The following is an 18,550-nucleotide window of genomic DNA, read 5'->3' on the forward strand; positions in this document are numbered from 1 at the left end:
ATGTCCGCCACCACCCACCTCCCGCTGGGCATCCGGCCCGTCGTCGCAGGCGGACAGTCGGTCCGCGTGCAGATGGACCGGATCGGCCACATGGTCGCGTTCTTCTTCCGCACGCTGGCCGGGATTCCCATCGTCCTCAAGCGCTATCCCCGCGAATTCCTGCGCCTGTCCTCGGACGTCACCTGGGGCAACGGGTCGATCGTGGTGGGCGGCGGCACCGCCGGCGTGGTGCTGGTCGTCGGTGCGGCGGCCGGTGCCGTGGTGGCGATCGAGGGTTACAACGCCCTGAACCTGTTGGGGCTGGGACCGGCCACCGGCCTGATCACCGCCCTGGCGACCGTGCGTGAGCTCGCACCGATGATGGCCGCCCTGGCCTTCGCGATCCAGGCCGGCTGCCGGTTCACCGCCCAGCTGGGCGCCATGCGCATCTCCGAGGAGATCGATGCACTGGAATCGGTTGCCATCAGGCCGATTCCGTATCTGGTGACCACCCGCGTACTGGCCTCGGCGCTGGCGGTGATCCCGCTGTTCGTGGTGTGCCTGGCGCTGAACTTCCTGGTGTGCGAGTTCGTGGTGTCACTGGCCAGCGGCCAGGCCTCCGGCACCTACCTGCACTACTTCACGCTCATGCTGTCGGGCCGGGACATGCTCTTCGCCGTCATCAAGGTCGGGGTGTTCGTCGCGATCATGTCGACGGTGCAGTGCTACTACGGTTTCTACGCCACCGGCGGACCGCGCGGCGTGGGGATCGCCGCCGGACGCGCCATGCGCGCCAGCATCACGCTGATGGTGATCGTCAACATGTTCATGACGATGGCGTTCTGGGGCATCGACTCGGGCGGAAGGCTGGGCGGCTGATGCCCAACCGCTTCGAAATCGACGGCCGGGGACCGTCCAACGGCGCCCTGCTGCTGACCTGTCTGGCGTTCGGGGTGGTGTGCGCGCTGCTGCTGACGCTGATGCTCGCGAAATCCACTGGGGCACTGGACCGCGGTGTCCGCGTGGTGGCCAGCCTGCCCACCGTCGGCGACGGCCTGCCGCCGAAGTCCGACGTCAAGTTCCGCGGCGTGCTGGTCGGCATGGTCCGCAATGTCACACCCAGCCTCGACGGCGGCCCCAACATGGTCTCGATCGACCTCGATCCCGACCACGCCCGGGGTATCCCCGCGACGGTCACAGCGCGCATCGTCCCCGGAAACGCCTTCGCGGTCTCGACCGTGCAACTCGTCGAGCACGGTCCCGGACCGCAGATCTCCGACGGGGCGGTGATCGAGCAGGACGACAGCCTGCCGACGCAGTTGTTCCAGACCACGCTGGTCAAGCTGCGCGAGCTGGCTGCGGCCGTCGGCCGACCCGACGGCGACCGCACTCTCGGCCTGCTGCAGACGATTTCGGAGGCGACCTCGGGCAAAGGTGTGCAGCTGACCGCGGCCGCCCAGGGCCTGAACCGGATCGTCACCGAGATGAACGCACTGGAGGCCGAGGAGACCGGCCCACCCACATTGGAGACCTGGAACTCGGCCATCGCGGCGCTGCAGACCACCGCACCGGAGCTGGTCGACTCGCTGCACGCCGCCGTGGTGCCCATGCGCACGGTCGCAGAGCAGCACAGCGCACTGGCCAATCTGCTCTCCGGCGCCAACCACACGATGGGCACGCTGCGCACCGCGATGGACAACAACGCCGATCGGCTGGTCGGCATCACCACCAACCTCACCCCCGTCGTCGGCGTACTGGCCGACCGGTCGGCGAAGTTCCCGGCCGTGGCCGTCGGCGTCAACAACGTCATCAACGGCTTCTTCGACGAACTGTGGACCCGCACAGGCAAAAAGGTGACGTTCACCTTCAAGCTCGTCGTCGCGCTGGCGCCGCTGCGGCTCTACACGCGGTCCGACTGCCCCGTGTACGGGGAGCTGCGCGGTCCCAGCTGCGACACCGCGCCCGCGACCACGCCCATCATCGACACCCGCGGCCTGCCCGACCCCCGCGCCTACGTCCCGCCCCCGGGTACGACGGTGCCCGAGCCGGGGTCGGTCGCCGACGAACTGCTGATCGGCGCCGTCGACACCCCACCCCCGCCGGAGGTGTTCGCCCCCGCCGAAGCCCCGGGGCCGCCGTGACCAGCGCGCATCGAAACCTGGTGTGGCTCACGGTCTTCGTCGTGGGCTGCCTGGCCCTGACCTGGACGATCTTCGTGACGCTCCGGCGCGACGTGACCGGATCCACGCACACCTACTCGGCGGTGTTCACCGACGCCACGGGTCTGCGCGCGGGATCCGACGTCCGGATGGCGGGGGTTCGTGTCGGCCGTGTCGACGCCGTGACACTCGACAACGACCTTGCCCGCGTGGAATTCCGCGTCGAGAGCAACCAACCCGTCACGGGCAACACCAAGGCGTCGGTGATCTACCAGAACATCATCGGCCAGCGCTACATCGACCTGTCGCTGGCGGATTTCGGGCAGCCCCAGCCGCTGGCCGACGGCGCCCAGATCCCGCTCGAGCACACCGCGCCGTCCTTCGACGTGACCAACCTGCTCAACGGGTTCGAGCCGATGTTCACCCTGCTCGACCCGGACAACCGCGGGAATCTGTCGACCGCGCTGATCAATGCGCTGCAGGGCGACTCGCAGTCCCTGGTGGTGCTGATCAGCGAGACCTCCCGGCTGGCACGGTCACTGGCCGGGCCCGACGAGGTGCTCGGTCGGGTCATCGACAGCCTCAACGCCGTGACCGCCAACCTCGCGTCCCGCGGCACGCAGCTGCAGGGCACCCTGATCCATCTGCGCGCGGTGGTCGCCGACCTCAACTCCCACCGCGACGAACTGGTGTCCTCCACCGGGTCGATCTCCCATGTGGTGAGCCGACTCTCGGCCATCTCCTCGGCAGCAAGCCCCGACCTGCGGGACATGCTGCACCGCCAGCCGGGCATGTTGTCGACCATGGTGGCCAAGCGTGACGACTGGGCTACCGTCGGCGCCAACCTGCCCGCGATCCTCAAGGGCGTCGCACGCATCACCGGCGACTCGACGGCCATGAGCGCCATGCCGTGCGACTTCAACTTCACACTCTTCAACTTCCTCAAGCCCATCATCCCGACGATCGCTGACGCAGCCACCCCCGGCGGTCAGCGCAAGTACTCGGCGAAGTGCAGGTGACCATGACCAGACCTCGCACCCTCGAAGACCGCAGCACGCTGGTGCTGGGCACCCTCGCGGTGCTCGCGCTGGTCGTGCTCATCGGTGCCACGACGCTGGTGAACTCGCTTCACCTGGGCAAGAAGACCTACACCGCGGAGTTCCTGCAGGCCGCCAACCTCCGGGCCGGCGATCAGGTCAGCATCGCCGGCGTCCCGGTCGGCACCGTCAACTCGACCACGCTGACCCGCGACCGTGTCCTGGTCGCCATGAAACTCGACGGCGGAGTCAGGCTCGGCGCCCAGACCAGGGCCTCGATCAAGCTGACCACAGTGCTGGGTTCGCGTTACGTCGAGCTGCGGCCCGCGGGCAGTGATCCGCTGGCCGACAACCGAATCCCGTTGGCCAACACCGCGGTACCCTATGACCTGCAGAAGCTTCTGCAGGACTCGACGCGCACGTTCGAAGACGTCGACGCGCAACGGTTCGCGGAATCGCTGCAGACGGTGGCCGGCCAACTGCACGGTGTCCCCGCGGTGCTGCCCGAGGCGCTGGCCGGCGTTCAGGACCTCTCGATGGTGATCGCCGACCGCCGGGCCCAGATCGCCGATCTGCTGAAGAACACCGCCGCCGTCGCCCAGATTCTGGGCGATCAGCAGGAGGACCTGAGCGCCCTGGTGACGCAGGGCAGGCAGCTGACCCAGGAGATCGTGGCGCGGCGCGCGAGTGTGGATCGACTGCTCGTCGCCGCGACCGAGCTCATCACCACGATCCGTGACGTCACGGTCGAGGACCGCGGCGACCTCGACCGGATGCTGGCCGACGTCCGCGAGGTCATGGCGATGTTCGGCGATCACGATGAGCTGTTGCGCAACCTCTTCCAGATCATGCCGATCACCATGCGCAACATCGCCAACGCCACCGGCACGGGCCCATTCCTCGACTTCATGCTGCCCGGCGGCCTGATGGTCGACTCCTGGATGTGTGCGATCAGCGGGCGCGCCGAACAGTGGAAATGGCCCGAGCGCTACCAGTACTTCAAGGACTGCGAATGATCAGGCGCACAGTGGTCATGGCCGTCGCACTCGCTGTCGTGGCGATCGTCGTCGGCGGTGCGTACCTGATCTGGCCCAGTGAGAAGTCGCCGCTGAGGATCACCGCGCACTTCGACAACGCGGTCGGCCTCTACGAGGGCAACACCGTGGCCGTGCTGGGCATGCCCGTCGGCAGGGTGCTGTCGATCGCGCCCGGCGGCGACCACGTGAACGTCGAGTTGGAGATCGACCCGGGGATCGACATTCCCGCCGACGTCCAGGCCGTCACGGTCGGCACCTCGATCCTCACCGACCGGCACGTGGAGCTGACCCCGCCGTATGACGGCGGTCCCAAACTCGAGCCGGGCGACGTCTTGGGCATCGAATCCACCCGCACACCCATCGAATTCGACCGCGTGCTCAAGATGGTCGACAAGCTCGGCACGGCGATGGGCGGGGACGGTCAGGGCGGTGGCCCGCTGGCCGACATCACCTCGGTCACCTCCGACATCACCAGCACCAGCGGCCAACAGATCAAGGCCGCGCTCGCGAGCCTGTCGGACGCGCTGCGCACCGGCGCCGACGGCGGGGCGGCCACCAGGGCCAACATCGACACCGTCGTCACCGAACTGAGCCGACTCACCGATGCCGCCGCACGCAACGAGGGCCAGGTGCGGGAATTCGGCACCTACGTGCGGCAGGTCAGCGACATCCTGGCCGACCACAATGTGGGCGGCGGTGACACGGGCCGCAAGCTCAACGAACTGCTCGGCGAGATCAACGGCCTCCTCGACACCAATTCAGACCACCTCAAGGCCACCGTGGGCAGCACCGCCCGGATGAGCAGGGCGCTGGTGGACTACCGGCGTGAGCTGGCCGAGGTGTTCGACGTGGCCCCGCTGGCGCTGGACAACGTCTCCAACGCGATCGACACCGACAACGGAATGCTGCGCGTCGGTGCGCATTTCGACTCGGTGTTCTTCGACAGCTCGATGACCAAGGAGGTCTGCAACATCCTGGGGCTGCGCCAACTCGGCTGTCGCACAGGCACGATCACCGACCTGGGGCCGGACTTCGGGCTGACCTCGGTGCTCGAGGGGATGACGAGGTTGGCCGAATGACAGCGCGTATCCGCGTCGTATGCGCGACCGTGTGCGTATCCGCCGTCGTCGTGGGCTGCGCGGGCGGGGTCGAGGAGCTGCCGCTGCCCGCTCCCGGGTTGTCCGGCCCCACCTACGACCTCTCCGCGGAGTTCGCCAACGCACTGAACCTGCCCCATCGCGCCAAGGTCCGGGTCGGTGGCGCCGACGTCGGTGAAGTCGTCGCCATGCGCGCGCAGAACTACGTCGCGATCGTGGACATGCGCATCGTCGACGGTGTGCGACTGCCCAAGGGCACCACGGCCGAACTGCGTTCGGCCACACCGTTGGGCGACGTGTTCGTCGCGCTGCGCCCACCCGAGCAGGTCGGTGCCCAACCCGCCCTGCTGGCCGACGGTGACACCATCTCGCTGGCGGCCACGCAGGCCGCGGCGACCGTGGAGCAGGTGCTGGCCACGACGTCACTGCTGGTCAACGGCGGCGTGATCCGCAACCTCACGCGGGTGCTCAACGGCGTCGGGACGTCGGTCGGCAAAGACGGTGAAGGGCTCACGACACTGATCCGGGAGTCGCGCGCGCTGGTGTCGACGATGTCGGCCCGCACCGAGGAGATCCGGACGGTCCTGACCCAGACCTCGGACCTGGCACAGCAGCTCAACGAGCGGCGCGATCAGATCAACGAGCTGCTCGACTCGTCGGCCCCCGCCCTGATGACCATCGCGGCCAACACCGCGGCCATCGTTGAACTGATCGACCAGATCGGCGCCGTCACCACCCATCTCCAGAGGTTCCCGGCCGTCGCGGGCACCGACACCCGCAGCCTGATGCGCGACCTGAACACGCTGTCGAGGTCGTTCAACGACGTGTCCACGGATCCGCGGGTGTCGATGGCGAACTTCATGCGGGCGATTCCGGCGGTGCTCAAGATCTTCGGCAGCAACGCCGCCGCGGCCGACGTCGACCTGCAGCAGGTCGCGCTCGGACACATCCCGGACATGAATCACCTCGGCGATCCGGCCTTCACCGGACCCAAGTGGGCCAACTGGGAGAACATGGTCGGCTCGATCCGGTTCGTCCTGACCCAACTCGGCGACCGGGTCTGGGGACCCGACCGCGGCCGGATCTGGGGGCCACCGCAGTGAACGTGGTCGAACCGGTCGCAGCGGCCGTACTGCGCGCGGTCTCCAGCGCACGCTCACGCAGGCTGCTGCTGTCGTGTGTCGGCCAACTGGTGCTGGTCGCCGTCGGCGTGTCCTACCTGTCGTTCGGGGCCCTACGGTTCAACCCCTTCGCCGAGCAGATGACCGTGCAGGTGCAGTTGGCCGAGTCCGGTGGGCTGCTGGCCAGCCAGGACGTCACCGTGCGCGGCATCCCGGTCGGGCGGGTGCAGTCGGTGGAACTGGCCGGTGACGACGTGCTCGTGACCGCTCGTCTCGACGGCGACCTGCGAATCCCTTTGCGCGACACGGTCGTCCGTGTCTCCGGCCTGTCACCGGCCGGCGAGCAGTACCTGGACTTCACACCGACCGCCACCACGGGCCCGTTCATAGGCGACGGCACCGTCATCGACCGCGGTCAGACCGAGACCCCGATTCCGCTCTGGCGCCTGCTGACCGATATCGACGGCGTGCTCGCCCAGGCCGACCCGGCGCAGATCCGCTCCGTCATCGACGAGCTCGGAGTCAGCGAGCAGGGCCCGGAGAAACTGCGCGAACTGTTCAACGGCGCACAGCTTCTGCTGTCCACGCTCGACGGCGTACTGCCCCAGACCATGACGCTGCTGCGCAGCAGTCGCACGGTGTTCCGCATCCTCGACGACTCCTCGGCGGGCCTGGCGGCCCTGTCGGACAACCTGTCCGGATCGCTGAGCGGCATCGCCGGGAAGGACGGCGGCGTCCGGCACCTGCTGGACCAGACGCCGGAGGTGCTGGCCAGCCTTGACCGCGTCATCGCCGACAACTCTCCGACGATGGTTCAACTGCTGGGCGATCTCACCACGGTCGCCGAACTGTCGATGGTGCGGGTGCCCGCATTGGACCGGATGTTCAACGACGAGCGCAAACCCCTGCTCGACGGTGTCAGGTCGCTCATGCACGACGGTTCGATCTGGGCGATCGCCGACATCTATCCGCGCTACGTCTGCGACTATCCGCACCGCCGGGACGTGCCGTTCGTCCCGAACTACCCGGAACCGTTCATGTACACCTACTGCCAGAACGACGATCCCGGCGTGCTGATCCGCGGCGCCCGCAACGCCCCGCGGCCACCCGGTGACGACACCGCCGCTCCCCCACCGGGACTCGACGTGCACCGACGCACCGACCCCACCCCGATCACCGACCACACCATCGACCTGCCCTACGGCGGTCCGGCACTGCCGCCGGAGTCCCAGCCCATCCGCCAGGGCACCCGTTACTGACGAAGGAGCCGTGATGCTGCTCGACGATCTGCTGATGCGTTCGATGCTCAAACGCGTCGGCGACCTGCCGGAGTTCGTCTTCCTGCCGATGCTGCGTCTGGTCGCCGACGACCGGGAGGCGGTGGAGGCCGGCTGGTCCGCGGTGAGTGCGCAGCGCCGGCGCGGGCCGCTGTTCGAGTCGCCGCGGAGGGGGTGGGAGCGCCGCTACGGGCAGTTCGTCCGCGAACTCGAGTTCGTCAGCACCGAACTGCTCAGGGTGCTGCCCGCATCCGCGGTCGAGGAGTTGATCTCCGAGGCGGTGTCGCAGCGTTTGAAGCGGTGGCTGCGTTTCATGCTGCCGATGTTCGGCGCCGTGAAGGTCCTGCCCGAGTCGCTCTATCCGCAGGTGATGGATGCCGGTGTGCAGTTCGCGACCTTCCTCGTCGGCCCGATCCGCCGGGTGGATGAAGAACCCGACGGCACTCTCGTCTACGACATTCCCGAATGCGCGATGCACACCACGGCGGGCACCGGTGCCGCACAACCGAACTCGTGCCTGATGGGCTGCAAGGCCGCGTGTGAGAAGGTCTTCCCGGCCTCGTCGGTGATGCCCCTTGAGTTCGATCCGCACCTGCCCGGGCTGTCGTGCACGCTGCGCGTCCGCAAGTCCGCCTGACTGTCCAGCTTTCGATCGGAGGCCATCCATGACCAGCCCCACCGCCGACAGCATCTCGGCATACACACCCCTCTACGACGAGTTCGACTACGTCATCGACGACGTCGACGGAGCCCTGCCCGAGGAGCTCCGCGGCACGTTGTACCGCAACGGCCCGGGCAAGCTCGAGGCCGGCGGCACCCCGCTGGGGCACCTGTTCGACGGCGACGGGATGCTGTCGATGTTCGCGATGTCGGACGGTCAGGTGCACTTCCGCAATCGCTATGTGCAGACCCGGCACTACCAGAAGTCGATCATCTCCGAGGGCGCCCCGTTCCGCGCGCTGGGCACCATGCGGCCCGGTGGGCTGCTGGCCAACGCGCTGAGGTTCCCCGCGAACGTCGCCAACACCAGCGTGATCATGCACGCCGGAAAGCTGTTGGCGTGCTGGGAGGGTGGACGGCCGACGCGGTTGGATCCCGACAACCTGCGCACCATGGGCGAGCACGACTTCGGCGGCGAACTCAAATGGCTGGGTGCGTTCTCGGCCCACCCGAAGTGGGATCCCGAGACCGGGGAGATGTTCAACTTCGGGATGGCGATGATGCCGGTGCCGAAGCTGATCTGCTACCGCGTGGACCGGCAGGGCAGGATGAAACGGCTGGGCAGCCTGCGGCTTCCGGGTCCGATGTTCAACCACGATGTCGGACTCACCGAGCGCTACATGGTGTTCGTGATTCCGCCGCTGGTGTTCCCGCTGGCGAAGTTCTTCGGGGCGGCGTTCGGTCTGCGCAACTACATGGACGCACTGGAGTACGACGCGTCCATGGGCACGACGATCGGGTTGGTGCCCCGCGACGGCGGAAAGCCATTGGTGTTCCACACCGATCCGCTGCTGCACCTGCACCTGTCCAATGCGTACGAGGATGGGGACGACACCGTCGTCGAGCTGCTCAACTACCACGCCACGTGGGAGCAGCTGAACGGCCAACTGTCAGCCGTCGAGAGCCTGGCCGACACCGCGACGATGCCCTACGGCGGTCATCCCACCCGGGTGCGCATCTCCCGGTCCGGTCGCATCACGATCGACGAGTCCAGTGGCCTGCAGGGCGAGTTCCCGTCGATCAACGTCCAACACATGTCCAGGCGCAACCGCTACACGTACCTGACCGCGGGCCTCGACGGCAGTGCGTTCCCGAACTCGGTCGCCAAGGTCGACGACGACACCGGCACCGAGACGACATACCGTCTTCCCGACGGGCATCTGCCCCATGAGGCGGTGTTCGCGGCGCGTCCGGGCGGTGTCGCCGAGGATGACGGGTGGCTGCTGATGCCCGTCGTCGACGGCGTGGGCAACATCGCGAACCTGAGCATCCTGGACGCCCGCGACATCGAGGCTGGACCCGTGTACGTCGGCAGGCTGCGGCACCACCTGCCGTTGACGTTCCACGGGTGCTACACGCCGCGCGTCGCTCGTCCGCAGTCGGTCAGGCAACCGGTGCGGGGATGAGGCGCGCGAACACCGGTGCGATCAGGTCCGCGATCGCCGCCCCCGGGACGCTGACGACGGTGACGCCACGGCCGAACTGACCGTGCGGGATGTGCAGGTCGATGCCATCGGCCGTAGGCAGCCAATACCGGAAGTTGTCGTCGACCGGCGCGACCTCGCTGCCCCACTGCCGACCGGGCATCGCGGCCCGAGTCAGTGCGGAGAGCCGATTCAGCCCGGCCTGCTTGTCGATGAACAGATTGTCCCAACTGAGCAGAATTCCGCTGCGATTGTCGAATACTCGGGTGGCGACAGTTTCGATCGGCATATTCGGCAGATCCGTGTCGTAAATTCCGGTGAACAATGCGGAAACGGTCATCGGCGCGAATTGCAGTGTTCCCTCGATGTTGAGCGTCCAGGGATGGGTTTTGGTGGCACTCGGTTCGTAGGTCGCAACCTGCCCGCGCGCCTCTGCGTCGATGACCTCGTTGATGCGATCGGCGATGACGGGGTCACCGCCGACGACTCGCTGGTAGTCAACTCGCCAGTTGCCCAGCATATCTGGGCTGCGGCCCGCGATGAAGGCCGGCGCCGCCGCGTAGCCCGGGTCCACCCCTGCGGGTTCGGCGGCGGCGGGTGCCGCGCCCCACAGGAGCGCGCCCAGAAGAATTGTTGAGGCGATGATTCGCGACATGTCCCACCCTTTTCTCACTGGAATTCAATGTATCGTCTTGGGTGGTGAAATTGGAGCGTTCGGGCGTTTGGGTGACCGCACCTTCGTCCGCGACACTTAAACCATTGCAATGACTCGGCGGGGTTCCCCGAACACCCCAAGCAGAACCCCGGGGTGCTCCAACCAACTGGTTGGTGGTAGAACCTTCCTATGCGCACTGGAATCTTCCTGGGCTATGCCGGCGGCTTCCGCGAGGCGGCCGAGCAGGTCGTGGAGTTGGAGAAGGTCGGCATCGACCTCGTACTGGTGGCCGAGGCCTACTCCTTCGACGCCATCAGCCAACTGGGCTATCTGGCCGCCAAGACGTCGACCATCGAACTCGGCACGGGCGTGGTGCCCATCTACACCCGAACCCCCAGCCTGCTCGCCATGACCGCCGCGGGCGTCGACTACGTGTCCGACGGCCGCATGCGCCTCGGTATCGGCACGTCGGGCCCGCAGGTGGTGGAGGGCTTCCACGGGCTGCCGTTCGACGCCCCGATGGGGCGCACGCGCGAGGTCGTGGAGATCTGCCGTCAGGTCTGGCGCCGCGAGCGCGTCAACTTCAACGGCAAGCACTACCAACTTCCCCTGCCCGCCGGTGAGGGAACGGGCCTGGGCAAGTCGCTCAAGCTCATCAACCACCCTGTCCGCGAACGCATCCCGATCCACATCGCCGCGCTGGGCCCCAAGAATGTGGAGCTGACCGCCGAGATCGCCGAAGGCTGGCAGCCCGTGTTCTTCATGCCCGAGAAGGCCGATGAGGTGTGGGGCGACTCCCTGCGGGCCGGCTTCGCCAAACGCGACCCCGCACTCGGTGATCTCGACGTGATGGTGTCGGCCAGCCTTGCCATCGGCGACGACGTCGAGGACCGGTTGGAGTGGGCCAAACCCCAACTGGCGCTGTACCTCGGCGGCATGGGGGCGCGCGGCAAGAACTTCTACCACGCATTGGCCACCCGGTACGGCTTCGGGGAAGCCGCCGACCACATCCAGGATCTGTACCTGGCCGGCAAGAAGCAGGAGGCCGTCGCGGCCGTGCCGGACGAACTGGTCCGCGCGACGTCGCTGATCGGCCCGGCGGGCTACGTCAAGGAACGCCTGGCGGCCTTCGCCGAAGCGGGGGTCACCACGATGCTGACGCATCCGCTGGGTGTGGACACCGCCGAGGTGGTCCGCTTCAGCGAGCAGTTGGTGGAACTGGTGCACTGAGCCTGGGACTCACTGACCCACCTGCGGGAGTTCGTCGGCGGCCATCTCGCAGGGGGTGGCGGGCGCCGGCTCAGGGCAGTCCGGGGCCGACGGAGCCGCGGGAACCGCCACTGGGGGTTCGGGCACGGGTTCGGGTTCTGTCGGAGGCACGGGTTCGGGTTCCCCCGGGTCTGGCTCTGCCGAGTTTGGCTCTGCTTCTGGTTCTGACTCCTCCTCGGGCCCGTCGTCAGCAGCTTCCGGTTCAGCGTCGTCATCTGGCAGGGCTTCATCGGATTCGAGGCCGTGCTCAGACGGCGACGCCGGTTCGGCCGGGTCCACATCCGGCTGGCCGAGCCGGGACGAATCAGCCAATCCGCCCAGTTCGGGCAGCGTGAGGGGTGCTGCCGGAGCAGGCGCGGCGGCCGGCGCCTCGGGTAACGGTGTGGCTGCGGGGGTGGCGGCGACCGGCTCGGGCATCGGGGCAGCCGCCGCAGCAGGCCTGGCCACGGGAGCCGCGGGAAGTCCCACCGGGACCATACGAGTGCCGAGATCGGCACGCGGCCCAAGATCACCCGGGATCTCGAACTGCACTCGCCCAGCGGACCGGACGCCATCCAGCGCTGTGCGATAGGCGGCTCGCACCGCGGCGGTCGCCGACCGCATGTCCCCCACCCACTGCTGACCGATGACGGTGTCGACGAACGGCCGCACATGCTGATCCACGATGGCCACCGTCGCCTCGTCGACGTCCCCGGCGAGCACGGCGCGAGCCGCGGGCAGCCAACTCTGCGGCTGCGCAGCCCGTGCGGCGGTGGCCGTCGCGGCGACCCTGCCGTCGACCGCACGCCACAACTCCTCGCACAGGGCCGCACAGACCACCGCCGCGTCCCGCCATGCGGTCGCCACCAGTTGCGCTGCCGCACAGTGCCGTTGGAGGAAGTCCACGCTCGAGTCGGCACCGAACCCGGTCCACCCGGCCGCGAGCGCCGCGGGTTGCCGCTCCGTCAGGGCCATCGCCTCACGCAGCCCTGTGGCACCGTCCCGCAGCGCGGCGCAGTCGGCGTCGAGGGCGGCAAGATCCAAACCGTCCTCGGTGGAATACAGTTCGCGAACCTGACCGGGGTGCACGGTCAACTCGGGGTGGCTGTACCCGCGCATGCGGCACGCCCACACATAGGTCGAGAAGTCCTCCACCGCGGGCAGACCCTCGAACAGTCGGGCCGCGACGCCGTATCGAGAAGCCACGACTCAACCGAGGGCCGCGGCCGCGAAGCGATCGGCCTCGCGATACCGGGCGAGACCCGTGTGCAGGCTCATGGCGACCTCGTCCGCCGCGCGTGCCCAGAGGACGCAGTCAGCGATCAGGTGGTCCAGCGCGCGCCGCCAGGCGTCGCCGTCGGCACTGTGCGCACGACCCGCGCTGCCACCACCGAACCGCAATGGGCACTGCGCCGCCCGCGAAACCGTGCGCGCCAGACCCTCGAAGTCCTCGGCCACCGCGCGCAGCGCAGCCTGATCCGCCCGCACGTCCTGTTGTCCCATGTCTGTCAGACGGGACAACCGGCGATCCGGTTCCGCGGATCTACTGCTGCCTGCTGACCGCCTCGGCCACGCGTGCTGCCACCAGACTCGCGGTGTCTTCGTCGGCGGCCTCCACCATGACGCGCACCAACTGCTCAGTTCCCGACGGCCGCAACAGGATCCGACCGGTGTCGCCGAGTTCGACCTCGGCCTCCCGGACGGCTGTCTGCACCTCGGGCGCCTGCGCCACGGTGGCCTTGTCCGAGACCGCGACGTTGATCAACACCTGCGGAAGTGTGCGCATCGTCGCGACCAGGTCGCTCAGCGGCCGGCCGGTCTGGGCCATCCGGGACATCAACCGCAGGCCCGTGACGATGCCGTCGCCGGTGGTGCCGAACGCGGGGAGCACGATGTGCCCGGACTGCTCACCGCCCAGGGTGAACTCTCCGGCACGCAGCTCCTCCAGCACGTAGCGGTCGCCGACCGCCGTGGTGCGGACGGCGATACCGGCCTCCCGCATCGCCAGGTGCAGACCCAGGTTGCTCATCACGGTGGCGACCAGGGTGTTCGACGCCAGCTCGTCGGCCTCCTGCATGGCCAGCGCGAGCACCACCATGATCGCGTCACCGTCGATCACCGCACCGGTGGCGTCGACGGCCAGGCACCGATCGGCGTCGCCGTCGTGGGCCAGGCCCAGATCGGCGCCGTGTGCGAGCACCGCGGCCCGCAGCCCGTCCAGATGCGTGGAGCCGCAGCCGTCGTTGATGTTGAGCCCGTCCGGGGCGGCATTGATGGCCACCACCGTCGCGCCCGCGGCGCGATAGGCGCTGGGTGCGGCGGCGGACGCCGCGCCGTTGGCGCAGTCGACGACGACGGTCAGGCCGTCCAGTCGGGTGGTCGCGGCCTTGGCCACATGACGCAGATAGCGTTCCAGGGCGTCCTGGGCGTCGACGATCCGGCCGATGCCGGCCCCGACGGGGCGCTCCCCCGGGCCCGCCGCCACGAGTTCCTCGATGCGGTCCTCGGTGTCGTCATCGAGTTTGTGGCCACCGGGGCCGAAGATCTTGATGCCGTTGTCCGGCATCGGGTTGTGCGACGCGGAGATCATCACGCCGAAATCGGCGTCATAGGCGTTCGTCAGGTAGGCCACCGCCGGGGTGGGCAGCACACCGACACGAAGGGCGTCGACACCTTCGCTGGTCAGACCCGCGATCACCGCGGTCTCGAGCATCTCGCCGCTGGCCCGGGGGTCTCGCCCCACCACGGCCACGCGGCGCCGAGCGGGGCCGCTTCGGGCCAGTCGCCGTGCCGCGGCAGAGCCCAACGCGAGTGCCAGTTCGGCAGTCAGATCGCGGTTGGCGAGTCCTCGGACACCGTCGGTGCCGAACAGTCGACCCATGCGCACCTCTCCATGAAACGCCGGAGGCGGGCGTGTCGAAGAGTGCGACACGCCCGCCCCACGAACAGCAACGATCAGCGCTTGCTGTACTGCGGCGCCTTGCGGGCCTTCTTGAGGCCGTACTTCTTGCGCTCGATGGCACGCGGGTCACGCGTGAGGAAGCCGGCCTTCTTCAGGGCGGGGCGATCCTCGGGCGTCACCAGGATGAGGGCCCGGGCGATGGCCAGGCGCAGCGCGCCGGCCTGACCCGAGGGGCCACCACCATCGAGGTGGGCGTAGATGTCGAAGCTCTCCAGCCGATCGACGGTCACCAGCGGAGCCTTGATCAGCTGCTGGTGCACCTTGTTCGGGAAGTAGTTCTCCAGGGTCCGGCCGTCCAGGTTGAACTTGCCGGTGCCGGGCACCAGGCGGACGCGGACGACGGCCTCCTTGCGGCGGCCGACGGTCTGGATCGGGCGGTCGATGTAGACGGGCTCACGCGGAGCGGTCTCCTCGACGATGTCCACCTCGACAGCCTCGACGCCGTCGGGGGTCTCGGTGATCTCTTCGGTCACATCGATCTCGGTCACTGGCTCACCTGCTTGATCTCGTACTTCACCGGCTGCTGGGCCGCGTGCGGATGATCGGGACCCGCGTAGACCTTCAGCTTCTTCTGGATCTGCCGACCGAGCTTGGTGTGGGGCAGCATGCCGATCACCGCGTTCTCGACGACGCGGGTCGGGTGCTTCTCCAGCAGCTCACCGATGCTGCGCTTGCGCAGACCGCCGGGATAACCCGAGTGGCTGTACGCGAACTTGTTGGTCAGCTTGTCGCCGCTGACGGCGATCTTCTCTGCGTTGACGATGATGACGAAGTCACCGCCGTCGACGTTGGGCGTGAATGTCGGCTTGTGCTTGCCGCGCAGCAGATTGGCTGCCGCGACGGCGAGACGGCCGAGCACCACGTCCTGGGCGTCGATGACGTACCACTCACGCGTGGTGTCACCCGCCTTGGGCGTGTACGTAGGCACAGCGCTTACCTCTCGATCTTCTCGGGTTGATCCCGGGTTCTCACCGGGCGCCGGTCTGGTGCGAGCGACACGAGTGACCCCCGGCGACCGACATCGACCCGGGACTCGCCGCCCTGAGCAGGGCAGACGCACACCAACCGCAGCAGCTTACCCGCAGACATCGATGCAGGTCAAAACGCCTCAGGTGGCGAAGGCAGCGGGAGGTTCCGCCACCCACTGTCCTCCGACCTGCAGAAACGTGACGACGACGCCCTCCAGTCGTACCGGGCCGGTGCGACGCTGGGCTTCGACGTTCACCGTGATGACGACGCGCCCGGGCTCCTGCTGAGCCGGGTCGAACTGAAGATAGCGCGGTTCCCGCCCCTCGGCGGCCAGGTGTTCGAGGCGCGCCCGATCCACCAGTTCGACATCCCCGAGACGGGCTGGGTTCGGCTCCGCACCGCCGGCAGCGGCGATGTTCTCGTCGAGCAGCAGCATCGGACGGCGATCCTGGTCCCGCGCCGCCGCCGGGAGCGGAACGTGGACAGCACCCGGAAGAGGCCGCCCGGTCAGCATGCTGGTGAGCACCAGGTGCTGCAGGGCGGCCACGTCGCCGGACGGCGTGGGCTCAGCCATACCACTTATGCCACATGGCGTTGTCCCCGCCGCGCGCGAACACGTCGATGCGGCCCGAACTCCACGACACCGCACCGGGCCCGGACGTCAGGAAACCGCCAAGGGACTCCCAGTTGCTCCAGCCGTTCTGGAACCACTTATGCCACAGCGCGTTGTCAGTTCCCCGCACGAACACATCCAGGCGCCCCGCCGACCACGACGACACCGCCGGATCCGAGGTCAGCACTCCACCGAGCGATTCCCAGTTGCTCCAGCCGTTCTGGAACCACTTATGCCACAGGGCGTTGTCACCACCGCGTACGAACACGTCGATGCGGCCCGAACTCCACGACACCGCACCCGGACCCGAGGTCAGGAAACCGCCAAGGGACTCCCAGTTGCTCCAGCCGTTCTGGAACCACTTATGCCACAGCGCATTGTCAGTTCCCCGCACGAACACATCCAGGCGCCCCGCCGACCACGACGACACCGCCGGATCCGAGGTCAGCACCCCGCCGAGCGACTCCCAGTTGCTCCAGCCGTTCTGGAACCACTTATGCCACAGCGCGTTGTCTGTCCCGCGAACAAACGCATCGATGCGGCCCGAACTCCACGACACCGCGCCCGGCCCAGAGGTCAGCACCCCGCCGAGGGACTCCCAATGACTCCAGCCGTTCTGGAACCACTTGTGCCACAGCGCATTGTCTGTCCCGCGCACGAATGTGTCCAGGCGGCCGGGGGCCCACGACGAGACGTCGGGGTCGGAGGTCAGCACCCCGCCGAGCGATTCCCAGTTGCTCCAGCCCTGTTTGGCGCCATAGAGCTGCTGGATCCCCGCAACGTCGTCGGCTTCGAGCTGGCGATGCGCGCCCCCGTAGTAGGCGTACATCAGCGCCCCCGCGACGGTGGAGTGCGCCAGTCCGAGTGCGTGCCCGAACTCGTGTGCGGCCACCGTGACCAGATCGATCCCGGACGGCGGAAGGTTCACCGACCATGTCTCCGCTTCGTCGAAGTGGGTGTCGCCCGCGAGGTTCCCTCCGCCGGGCGGCGGATAGTAGGCGTGGGCGAGCACACCGCTGGCGCCGTCGAAGTTGCTTCCGTCACCGTGGTTTCCGGCCGCGAACCGGATGACGATGTCGGGCGCCTGGTTGATGGCCACCTCCTGGAACGTCAGTGGCGTCACCGAGGCCCACAACCCGAATGCCTGCGCGATCGCGGCGCGGATCGCGGCCTGCGAGAGGTCCGGTGAGAACTCGTTGTAGGCGTAGGTCAGATGGGTCTTGGTCCACTTGCTGCCCTGCAGGACGAAGTCGGCGGACGCATCGGGGAACCCGCACCGCGGGCGGCCCATCAGCGCGGTGGTCGGCTCGTCGAGCTCGCCGGTGACCTCGAGCCCGTTGAACTCCTGGAACCGCTCGAGCGCCGCGACGGTGGCCTCGCCGAAGGTCTCGGGTGCGTCCGGTGCGGGCGCCGCGGCGGCGGCCGTCGCGAAGCCGAAGTCCTCGAGCGTGTCCGACGCGAGATAGCCGAAGGTCTGCAGGTACCGGTTGAGGCGCTCCACCTCGTCACCGGAGTCGCCGATCTTGAGCCCGGTCGCCCCGGGTACGTAATCCTTGTCCCTGGTCTGCCGAGCCAGTTGAGCCTCGGTGACGCGCTTGGACTTTGTTGGTGCTGACATGTTCTCCCCCTTGATGTGCCGACCGGCAGGCCGGCGGATGTGTTGAATGGTTGACGCCGACTAGGAGTCGACGCCGATGGTGACGCGCCAGGTGCCGCCGATGACCAGTCCCGCCGTGGCCGGTGTCGCCGGCGCACTGGCCGCGCCCGGATCGCCGGGCATCTCCCCCGCCGGCGACACGGCGGTGTCGCCGGGTTCCCCGGTCATCGAACCGACCGGCATACCGCCGGTCTCGGCGCGACCGGCTCCGCTGGAGTCGGCGTCCATCGCACCCACCGGCATCCCGCCGTGGTCTGCGGTGGTGATCGGTTCAGCATTGGTCATGACTCCGGCCGGCATCGCCGAGATCTGCGGTGGCCCAGAACCATTCGATTTCGTAAGTGACATGGCGTCGCTCCCCCTGAAGATCGGTCGGCCTGGTTGCCGACCGCCACGGGGGACGCTACTGACGCCGCCGGAACCCGTCGTGAGTAGTCGAGTACTTGTTGAGGCGGCAACGAAGACGACCCCCCGGCCGCAGCCCCGGGGGGGGGGCAGGGGATGGGGATCAGAAGAAGCCCAGAGCCTTGTTGCTGTAGCTCACCAGCAGGGTGGTGGGGTGGGGGGTGTGGTGGGGGGTGAAGAGGGGGGTGTG

General features: G+C 68.1%; 19 protein-coding genes. 10 read left to right on the forward strand and 9 right to left on the reverse strand.

What is annotated here, in order from left to right; genetic code table 11:
* From A5727_RS26485 to A5727_RS26525, 9 genes are read left to right on the forward strand one after another with little or no spacing between them, the layout of a single operon-like run.
* Positions 1–858, forward strand: coding sequence for an ABC transporter permease (locus A5727_RS26485; RefSeq protein WP_068257764.1), 858 nt, complete (start codon positions 1–3; stop codon positions 856–858).
* Positions 858–2,120 carry an MlaD family protein gene (locus A5727_RS26490; protein ID WP_068257765.1) on the forward strand — a complete coding sequence of 421 codons (1,263 nt, stop codon included), beginning with the start codon at positions 858–860 and terminating at the stop codon, positions 2,118–2,120. The genes A5727_RS26485 and A5727_RS26490 overlap by 1 nt, the downstream gene beginning before the upstream one ends.
* The gene (locus A5727_RS26495; RefSeq protein WP_068257766.1) at positions 2,117–3,157 is read left to right on the forward strand and encodes an MlaD family protein; all 1,041 of its coding nucleotides are present in this window, start codon (positions 2,117–2,119) and stop codon (positions 3,155–3,157) included. The genes A5727_RS26490 and A5727_RS26495 overlap by 4 nt, the downstream gene beginning before the upstream one ends.
* Positions 3,158–3,159: 2 nt before the next feature.
* The gene (locus tag A5727_RS26500; protein WP_068257767.1) at positions 3,160–4,191 is read left to right on the forward strand and encodes an MCE family protein; all 1,032 of its coding nucleotides are present in this window, start codon (positions 3,160–3,162) and stop codon (positions 4,189–4,191) included.
* Entirely contained in the window at positions 4,188–5,291 is a 1,104-nt protein-coding gene (locus A5727_RS26505; protein ID WP_068257768.1) for an MCE family protein, read from the forward strand. Before A5727_RS26500 ends, A5727_RS26505 begins: the two co-directional genes overlap by 4 nt.
* The gene (locus tag A5727_RS26510; RefSeq protein WP_068257769.1) at positions 5,288–6,412 is read left to right on the forward strand and encodes an MlaD family protein; all 1,125 of its coding nucleotides are present in this window, start codon (positions 5,288–5,290) and stop codon (positions 6,410–6,412) included. The genes A5727_RS26505 and A5727_RS26510 overlap by 4 nt, the downstream gene beginning before the upstream one ends.
* Before the next feature lie 2 nt (positions 6,413–6,414).
* A complete protein-coding gene (locus A5727_RS26515; RefSeq protein ID WP_068257770.1) occupies positions 6,415–7,689 on the forward strand; it encodes an MlaD family protein in 1,275 nt (424 codons plus the stop codon).
* 13 nt (positions 7,690–7,702) lie between these two features.
* Positions 7,703–8,344, forward strand: coding sequence for a hypothetical protein (locus A5727_RS26520; RefSeq protein WP_157521580.1), 642 nt, complete (start codon positions 7,703–7,705; stop codon positions 8,342–8,344).
* Between the two features lie 28 nt (positions 8,345–8,372).
* Positions 8,373–9,833 (forward strand): carotenoid oxygenase family protein, encoded by a 1,461-nt coding sequence (locus tag A5727_RS26525; RefSeq protein WP_068257772.1) that lies wholly within the window; start codon positions 8,373–8,375, stop codon positions 9,831–9,833.
* Here A5727_RS26525 and A5727_RS26530 read toward each other — a convergent pair.
* Complete coding sequence (locus A5727_RS26530) at positions 9,811–10,506, reverse strand: DUF3298 domain-containing protein (protein WP_231992236.1); 696 nt, start codon at positions 10,504–10,506, stop codon at positions 9,811–9,813. The two genes, A5727_RS26525 and A5727_RS26530, sit on opposite strands and share 23 nt — an antisense overlap.
* Before the next feature lie 189 nt (positions 10,507–10,695).
* Between A5727_RS26530 and A5727_RS26535 the strand changes: the two genes are divergently transcribed.
* On the forward strand, positions 10,696–11,736 hold the full coding sequence (locus A5727_RS26535) for an LLM class F420-dependent oxidoreductase (protein ID WP_068257773.1): 1,041 nt from the start codon (positions 10,696–10,698) through the stop codon (positions 11,734–11,736).
* Positions 11,737–11,745: 9 nt separating this feature from the next.
* On the opposite strand, the gene A5727_RS26540 is transcribed toward A5727_RS26535, so the two are convergent.
* The 8 genes from A5727_RS26540 to A5727_RS26575 all read right to left on the reverse strand — a co-directional run bounded on the left by A5727_RS26540 (position 11,746) and on the right by A5727_RS26575 (position 18,240).
* On the reverse strand, positions 11,746–12,960 hold the full coding sequence (locus tag A5727_RS26540) for a hypothetical protein (protein WP_068257774.1): 1,215 nt from the start codon (positions 12,958–12,960) through the stop codon (positions 11,746–11,748).
* 3 nt (positions 12,961–12,963) lie between these two features.
* The gene (locus A5727_RS26545; RefSeq protein WP_068257775.1) at positions 12,964–13,257 is read right to left on the reverse strand and encodes a type VII secretion target; all 294 of its coding nucleotides are present in this window, start codon (positions 13,255–13,257) and stop codon (positions 12,964–12,966) included.
* 40 nt (positions 13,258–13,297) lie between these two features.
* Positions 13,298–14,635 (reverse strand): phosphoglucosamine mutase, encoded by a 1,338-nt coding sequence (gene glmM / locus A5727_RS26550; RefSeq protein ID WP_068257776.1) that lies wholly within the window; start codon positions 14,633–14,635, stop codon positions 13,298–13,300.
* 74 nt (positions 14,636–14,709) lie between these two features.
* Complete coding sequence (gene rpsI, locus A5727_RS26555; RefSeq protein ID WP_231992238.1) at positions 14,710–15,141, reverse strand: 30S ribosomal protein S9; 432 nt, start codon at positions 15,139–15,141, stop codon at positions 14,710–14,712.
* A 59-nt stretch (positions 15,142–15,200) separates the two neighbouring features.
* Positions 15,201–15,644: a 50S ribosomal protein L13 gene (rplM, locus tag A5727_RS26560; RefSeq protein ID WP_068257777.1), complete on the reverse strand. Its 444-nt coding sequence runs from the start codon at positions 15,642–15,644 to the stop codon at positions 15,201–15,203.
* 180 nt (positions 15,645–15,824) lie between these two features.
* The gene (locus A5727_RS26565; protein ID WP_068257778.1) at positions 15,825–16,259 is read right to left on the reverse strand and encodes a hypothetical protein; all 435 of its coding nucleotides are present in this window, start codon (positions 16,257–16,259) and stop codon (positions 15,825–15,827) included.
* Positions 16,252–17,916, reverse strand: a complete 1,665-nt coding sequence (locus A5727_RS27965) for a DUF8189 domain-containing protein (protein WP_082950057.1) — start codon at positions 17,914–17,916, stop codon at positions 16,252–16,254. The genes A5727_RS26565 and A5727_RS27965 overlap by 8 nt, the downstream gene beginning before the upstream one ends.
* Positions 17,917–17,976: 60 nt before the next feature.
* The gene (locus A5727_RS26575) at positions 17,977–18,240 is read right to left on the reverse strand and encodes a hypothetical protein (protein ID WP_157521581.1); all 264 of its coding nucleotides are present in this window, start codon (positions 18,238–18,240) and stop codon (positions 17,977–17,979) included.
* Positions 18,241–18,550 lie beyond the last annotated feature (310 nt).

The organism is Mycobacterium sp. ACS4331 (assembly GCF_001667265.1).
Classification (GTDB): Bacteria; Actinomycetota; Actinomycetes; order Mycobacteriales; family Mycobacteriaceae; genus Mycobacterium.

What these genes read in the sequence shown, in the direction of transcription:
- A5727_RS26545 (WP_068257775.1), bottom strand. Translation starts at nt 13,257, where the DNA reads ATGGGACAACAGGACGTGCGGGCGGATCAGGCTGCGCTGCGCGCGGTG.
- A5727_RS26510 (WP_068257769.1), top strand. Translation starts at nt 5,288, where the DNA reads ATGACAGCGCGTATCCGCGTCGTATGCGCGACCGTGTGCGTATCCGCC.
- A5727_RS26565 (WP_068257778.1), bottom strand. Translation starts at nt 16,259, where the DNA reads ATGGCTGAGCCCACGCCGTCCGGCGACGTGGCCGCCCTGCAGCACCTG.
- A5727_RS26485 (WP_068257764.1), top strand. Translation starts at nt 1, where the DNA reads ATGTCCGCCACCACCCACCTCCCGCTGGGCATCCGGCCCGTCGTCGCA.
- A5727_RS26500 (WP_068257767.1), top strand. Translation starts at nt 3,160, where the DNA reads ATGACCAGACCTCGCACCCTCGAAGACCGCAGCACGCTGGTGCTGGGC.
- glmM (WP_068257776.1), bottom strand. Translation starts at nt 14,635, where the DNA reads ATGGGTCGACTGTTCGGCACCGACGGTGTCCGAGGACTCGCCAACCGC.
- A5727_RS26525 (WP_068257772.1), top strand. Translation starts at nt 8,373, where the DNA reads ATGACCAGCCCCACCGCCGACAGCATCTCGGCATACACACCCCTCTAC.
- A5727_RS26575 (WP_157521581.1), bottom strand. Translation starts at nt 18,240, where the DNA reads ATGACCAATGCTGAACCGATCACCACCGCAGACCACGGCGGGATGCCG.
- A5727_RS26490 (WP_068257765.1), top strand. Translation starts at nt 858, where the DNA reads ATGCCCAACCGCTTCGAAATCGACGGCCGGGGACCGTCCAACGGCGCC.
- A5727_RS26535 (WP_068257773.1), top strand. Translation starts at nt 10,696, where the DNA reads ATGCGCACTGGAATCTTCCTGGGCTATGCCGGCGGCTTCCGCGAGGCG.
- A5727_RS26505 (WP_068257768.1), top strand. Translation starts at nt 4,188, where the DNA reads ATGATCAGGCGCACAGTGGTCATGGCCGTCGCACTCGCTGTCGTGGCG.
- A5727_RS26520 (WP_157521580.1), top strand. Translation starts at nt 7,703, where the DNA reads ATGCTGCTCGACGATCTGCTGATGCGTTCGATGCTCAAACGCGTCGGC.
- A5727_RS27965 (WP_082950057.1), bottom strand. Translation starts at nt 17,916, where the DNA reads ATGTCAGCACCAACAAAGTCCAAGCGCGTCACCGAGGCTCAACTGGCT.
- A5727_RS26530 (WP_231992236.1), bottom strand. Translation starts at nt 10,506, where the DNA reads ATGTCGCGAATCATCGCCTCAACAATTCTTCTGGGCGCGCTCCTGTGG.